The following is a 6,955-nucleotide window of genomic DNA, read 5'->3' as shown; positions in this document are numbered from 1 at the left end:
GGGGCGAGTTGTTACTTCGATCGATGTAGCCCGCGCCGACCTGGTTACGTCCAAGAGCGGTCTCACATCTGCTCCGGCTGGCAGTTCCGTGACTTATACTATAACTACCACCAACAATGGGCCGAATGCTGCTGAAAACGTAGTGATTACAGACAGCATCATTCCCGGTTTAACGGGAGTCACCGCATCGGACGGCGGCACTTACGACCCAGTGACAGGGGTTGTCACCTTCCCAACAATTCCCAGCTTAACTAGCGGCAGCAACATCAACCGCGAGGTAACAGTAGTCGTTCCAGCGACGGACAGCATTAGCAATACTTCCCAGAGTCGATCGACCACTTTTGACCCCGACCCCAGCAATAACAACGGTTCCGAGTCCAGAGCCACTGTCACCACTGCCATTAGCGCGCAGCCAACACCCAACAAGCTTCCATCAGCCGACAGCAGCAATGTGGCGATTGCGCCCAACAGCGTTGTCCGACTCGGCGGGATCGGAGGCAGAGACTCTGACGGCACGGTGGTTGCATTCACTATCAGCACCCTGCCGTCGGCAAATCAAGGCATCCTGTTCTTGGGCGACCCCGCAACCGGGGGAGTCGCCGTCACGGCAGGTCAAACCCTGACAGCCGAGAAAATGACGCAGTTATTCTTCCAGTCTGTCGGCAATTTCACAGGAGCTAACTTTACCTACAGCAGCAAGGACAATCTCGAGGGCAGCAGTCCTGCCGCCACAGTTTCTCTGGTGTCCCCGGCGTTCAACTACCTGCCAGTACCCACAAACATCACCAAGACACTGGCGCCAAACAGCACCGTCAACCTCACAGTGCTGACGGCAAAAGACCCCGACGACTCGATCGAATTCTTCACTATCAACACCCTGCCGGCGGCAAATCAAGGCGTCCTGTTCTTGGGGGACCCCAGCCAGGGAATCCGGGTCACGGCAGGCCAAAGACTTAGCACAAGTCAAATCAGCCAGTTATTTTTCCAAGCGTCTGGCAATTTCACAGAAACCAATTTTACCTACAGCGCGACAGACAGCCGCGGCGCGATTAGTGGATCCCCGGCTACGGCTTCTCTCCTAGCACTATTACCTCCTAATGACGAGCCACCCGTGGCTAACAACTCTCTTCTGGCTGTGTTGCTGGGAAGAACTGCGAAGATTCCCGGACTGGGAGGAACTGACGCCGACGGGACGGTGGTTTCCTTTACTATCAACACTTTGCCACTAGCCACTGAAGGTACGCTGTTCTTGGGCGATCCCAGCCAGGGGGTGCGGGTCACGGCAGGTCAAACCCTGACGGCGGAGCAAATTACGCAGTTGTTCTTCCAGGCGTCTGACAATTTCATAGGGGCAAATTTCACTTACAGCGCTACAGATAACCTCGGCGCTACCAGTGCGGCAGTCGCCACTGTCTCTCTCATTCCCCTTAAGGAACCGATACCGACGGCGACACCCACGCCGATACCAACACCAACACCCGCGCCGATACCAACACCCGCGCCCGCGCCGGAACCAACACCCACACCACCAACACCCACGCCAACTCCAACATCCGCGCCGGAACCAACACCCACACCGGCACCAACTCCAACATCCGCACCGGAACCAACTCCGGCACCAACTCCAACACTCGCGCCCGCGCCGGAACCAACACCAACACCGGCACCAACACCCACACCCGCAGCGGAACCAGCCCCGACGCCCATACCCGCGCTAACACCAACTCCAACACCAGCGTCGGAACCAACACCCACACCACCAACACCCACACCCGCAGCGGAACCGGCCCCGACGCCCATACCCGCGCCGGAACCAACACCCGCGCCAGCGTCGGAACCAACACCAACACCGGCACCAACACCCACACCCGCAGCGGAACCAGCCCCGACGCCCATACCCGCGCCGGAACCAACACCTGCGCCGGAACCGGAACCAACTGCAACTCCAACTGCAACACCGGAACCAACATCACCAACACCAACACCAACACCACCAACACCCACACCAACACCAACACCAGCCCCAGAACCAACCCCTATATTCAACCTTGTACCCGAACCGGATACCGGTTGCGGTTGCGACCCCTTGCCCTTGCTGCCCCCGATAACATTTATCCAACCCCAGCCTTCGCCAATACTTAACTTCGACTCAAACGCCGCACAACTCATCGACATCCAAAACACCAGCATCGGGACTCCCGGAAACGATTCCTTAACAGGAAACGAAACTAACCAACTGTTTCTCTCCCTCCGTGGCGACGACACAGTGTTAGGTGAAGCAGGCAGCGATATCATCTTCGGCGAACAACAGCGAGATTACATAGCTGCCGGCCTCGACAACGACATCGTTTACGCCGGCAAACAAACCGATGCCGTATTTGGTGGCAAACAAGACGATCGCATTTTTGGCGATCGCAATGGAGACACATTGTACGGCGATCGCGGTATAGACACCATAATCGGCGACAACGGCAACAACATCGACTTGACAGGTAACGACGGCGACCTAATTTTTGGGGGTTCTTCAGGCGATGCCATTGCTAGCAACCAAGGTTCAGACACCGTTTACTCCGGCAAAGCTGGGGACATCGCCTTTGGTGGCAAAGAAGACGACCTGATCTGGGGTGACAAAGGCCCAGATACCCTTTCCGGCGACAACGGAGACGACTCTGTGTTTGGTGGCGTCCTCAACTCCCTCGATAGCGACCCCGACGGCTTCGATTTACTGACAGGAGGCGATGGCAACGACTTACTTAACGGCGAAGAACAAGACGATACCTTGCTGGGTGGCAACGGACGGGATTTGCTGTTTGGAGGCAAAGGGGGCGATCGCATTTTTGGCGAAACTGACTCGGATACTCTTTACGGCAATCTAGGTTCCGACACCATAATCGGCGACTACGGCACTCAACAAGCCAGTACAATTGCCACGGATGAAGCGGACTTAATTTTCGGTAACGACATCGGCGATCTCATCGGCGGTGGCAGCGGTAACGATAGTATTTTTGGCGGCAAAGGTAACGACTTAGTTTATGGTGGCAAAGACAACGACCGGATTTGGGGCGAACTCGGTTCCGACACCATTGTCGGGGATGAGGGGGACGATTCGCTTTATGGCGGCTTGCAAAATCAGTTAGTGTCCGATGTGGATGGCCGCGACTTGCTATTTGGAGGAGATGGCAATGATTTTCAGGGTGGGGGTGAGAGTTCCGATTCTTTGAGTGGGGGTTTTGGTAACGATACCCTTCGTGGAGGCAAGGATGACGATGTAGTACAGGGAGATGCTGGCAACGACTTGATGTACGGCGACTCGGGCAGCGATATTTTGTGCGGCGATGAAGGTAACGATACTATTTTTGGCGATCGCGGGGAAAATCTGCGAGGCGCTGTGGGCTCTAACGGCCAGCAAGACTGCATCAACGGTGGCAGTGGGGATGACCTGTTATACGGCAATGAAGGTCAAGATACTCTCAATGGTGATGATGGTAATGACACTATTTACGGAGGGAAAGATAGCGATATTCTCAATGGGGGTGCAGGGGATGACTGGCTGTTTGGCGATGGGGGAGATGATACTTTGATAGGAGGTATTGGGAACGATCGCTTTGTGTTAAGCGCTAATAGCGGTATGGATACTGTGCTCAATTTTTCCGTAGGAACTGATAAGTTTTTCCTGGCTGGTGGCTTGAGTTTTGAGGCTTTGCAACTTAACTCGATGGCCAATGGCACACTGCTACAAGTTGCGGCGACTGGTCAGGTTTTGGCTCAGGTTTTTGGGGCTGATAATACTATTACCTCTCTGGATTTTCTGACTCTTTCTCCTTAAGATAAAAGCGCTTTAAATTCGCTGAACTTTTCCGATATTTTACCAACTCGGTTTGTTTGACAAACCGGGTATTTTAATATTTAAAAAATTACAAAAATCAAGCTCGTGAATTATTGGATTGTTCGCATTAACGACGAGCATAAAATTGGTTATTAGTAAGTTATTAACTCCTGATGAAAGCCAGAGGACGGAGTTTATGAATACAAAATTTATAACCATTTTTTGATGGAAATAGAGATAAGCTGAGATTCGGCTGATTGAATACCATTAAATTGGTTTTTTATCAGGAATCACGTCCTACTAAAAGTCAGAATAACTACACCATATGTACTCCAAAAGCGAACAATTGTCAACTACTTTTAGGCAGTAAATCTGGCTGCCGTCGGCGTATTTTCGTACATCTTATCTGTTTCTTCTTATAGGTAAATAATTTAGCGCCACGTCTGACTTGGCTAAAAAACGCCTAATTTATAAGGTAAATACAGCGAACTGATACTTGGGGAAGATGTCGATTTAAAAAAAATCGAAGTAAATAGAACTTGTTAGGTATGCGAAGTCGAGAAATTAGCAGTGAGAAATTTCCTATGAGCCCTTAACAATAATATCTACCACTGAAGACTGATAATTAACAAATCAAGGAGCTATGTAACTCATGAAAAATTTATGGTGCAACTACTCTTCACCGATTCACAAATCAAGTTGCGATAGCCGCGACACCGACTGCATAAAAGCTTCTTTGATGGGGGGGCAGTTAGTCAGCGATCGGGTGAGGGATATTTCCTGTTTAACAAAAGCGAGTCTGGCAGTCAATACTCAACATAAAAAACATTTAGTTTGCATCGATCCGAGGGTAGAGAATTATCAGCATCTTGCCAGCGGAGTCAAACCGGGGACAGAGATAATTGTCCTCGATCAAACTCTGGACGGAGTAGAACAAATTACCGAGATTCTAGCTAAACGCAGCTTAATTGCCAGCCTTCAGATTGTTGCTCACGGCAATGAAGCTTCCGTGCAACTGGGGTCAACTGTACTGAAGGATGAAAACTTACCAAAGTACGATCGGCATTTGCAGCAGTGGGGAAATGCTTTCACGGAAAAAGCCGATATTTTATTATTAGCCTGTAGGGTTGGGGCTGGAAAATCAGGGATGGCTTTCGTGCGGAAGCTGAGAGAACTAACAGGTGCAAATATAGCCGCTTCCAACAATTTAATTGGCAGTGCAAAGTTAGGAGGAAACTGGAAATTAAATGTTACAGCAGGACGAGTAAAAACCGCAATAGCATTTGAAACAAAAACGCAGGAAACTTACAGCGCTGTCCTCATTACTTTAGTTGACGAAACTTTTCAAGATGCAAGTCTAATAGGGCCTTGGATATCTGGGGTCAGCGGCACGGCAGACCTTCCAGCTTTAACAGCAGGAACCGGAACGGAGAGTTTTCCGGGTTTGAACATCGACCCGCCCGGCAGCGGGGCTTTGAGATTAACTTCAAGAAGTTTTGACCAATCTACTTTTGCCATCTATAACAGTGCGGTACCAGCCAGCAGTGGCCTTAAAATTGTCTTCGATATATTTGCCTACAACGGCACTGCACGTCCGAATTTATCCAATAATTTGACAGGGGACGGCATAAGTTTCTTTTTAATTGACGGTAGTGTGACGCCAACAAAAGCTGGAGGCTATGGAGGTTCTCTCGGCTACGCCCAAAATATAAACGAAAATCAGGCCGGTTTACTCGGAGGTTATTTAGGAATTGGATTTGATGAATTCGGAAATTTTTCAACTCAGAATGAAGGGCGTATAGGCGGAACTGCGGACGGGTCTAGACCAGATTCGGTAACGCTTCGAGGTAGCCAAGCTACGCAATATCGGTTTTTAACTTCTAACTTTGTGCCGGGGGGAGTAGATAATATTCCCAATCCCGTAAGTCCGCCAATCAACAGCATTACTAGCACTCGCGAACCAGCCAGAAGAAGAGTTCAAGTTATTTTGCAACCTCCCACTTCTTCTGCAACGCCCAACCGTCAACTTACTGTTAGCTTTGATCTCAACAATAATGGTTCGTTTACAGATCCGGGCGAGACTATTATCGACATTGGCAATTTAGAGGGAATAAACGGGCAAATCCCGGCAACATTCAAATTTGGTTTTGCTGGTTCAACGGGAGACGCAACAAATATTCACGACATTCGCACTTTGTCGATCCAAACTATAAACGTGCCGACTACTACAGCAGATGTTGCGACAACGAAAAAAGGCCCGGCTGCAGCGGCACCGGGTAGCAGCATTACTTACACAATTACGACAGTAAATAATGGCCCGAACCCGGCCGAAAACGTGCTGGTTGAAGACCAACTGCCCCGAGGGGCAGTATTTGGCAGTGCCGACGGCAGTGGCACTTTCAACCCGACAACGAGACTGGTCTCCTGGCGTATTCCGAATTTACCTGTTGGGGCCAGCACCACCCGCACCGTAACCGTTACGGCCCCAACTACACTCGGCCCTATTACAAACAGTGTATTCAGCAGCAGCAACACGATCGATCCCGTACCCGCCAACAACAGCGGCAGCAGCCCGGATGCGAGAGTCACCACCACTATCACGAACAATATTGCCGATGTAGTTACGCGCAAAACCGGGCCCGCTACTGCGGCTGCGGGTTCGACAGTCACCTACACAATTACGGCCACTAACAGTGGGCCGAGTCCGGCAACCAATGTGGCGATCGCCGACACCATTGTTCCGGGCTTAACAGGAGTCAGCGTCTCGGAGGGGGGAAGTTACAACGCAACTACAGGTATTGTGACTTGGACGGCGATCGCATCCCTAGCCCGCGCCGCCAGCGCCAACAGAACCGTCAGTTTCGCAGTGCCCGCCACCGGCGGCCCCATCGCCAACACTGCTAGCAGCACCTCAACGAGTCCAGACCCCAATCCTGCCAACAACAACGGCAGCAGCCCTCAAGCGCGAGTTACCACTGCTATCACCCAGAGTGCCGATGTAGTGACGGTCAAAACCGGGCCCGCTACTGCGATCGCCGGATCGACAGTCACTTACACAATTACGGCCACTAACAGTGGGCCGAGTCCGGCAACCAATGTGGCGATCGCCGACACCATTGTTCCGGGCTT

Annotated in this window: 1 protein-coding gene and 1 pseudogene; both read left to right on the top strand. The window is 51.3% G+C overall.

All coding sequences use genetic code 11. The features are described from left to right. Window positions 1-3,826: pseudogene (locus QT990_RS25285) on the top strand (DUF4347 domain-containing protein); the annotation flags it as partial. A gap of 652 nt (window positions 3,827-4,478) precedes the next feature. Then, window positions 4,479-6,955 (top strand): DUF4347 domain-containing protein (locus tag QT990_RS25280; protein ID WP_333465891.1); only part of this gene is annotated, 2,477 nt, incomplete at its 3' end.

The sequence above is a fragment of the Microcoleus sp. T3_B1 genome (assembly GCF_036700445.1).
Classification (GTDB): domain Bacteria; phylum Cyanobacteriota; class Cyanobacteriia; order Cyanobacteriales; family Microcoleaceae; genus Microcoleus.
This window is presented reverse-complemented; position numbering and strand designations above follow the sequence as displayed.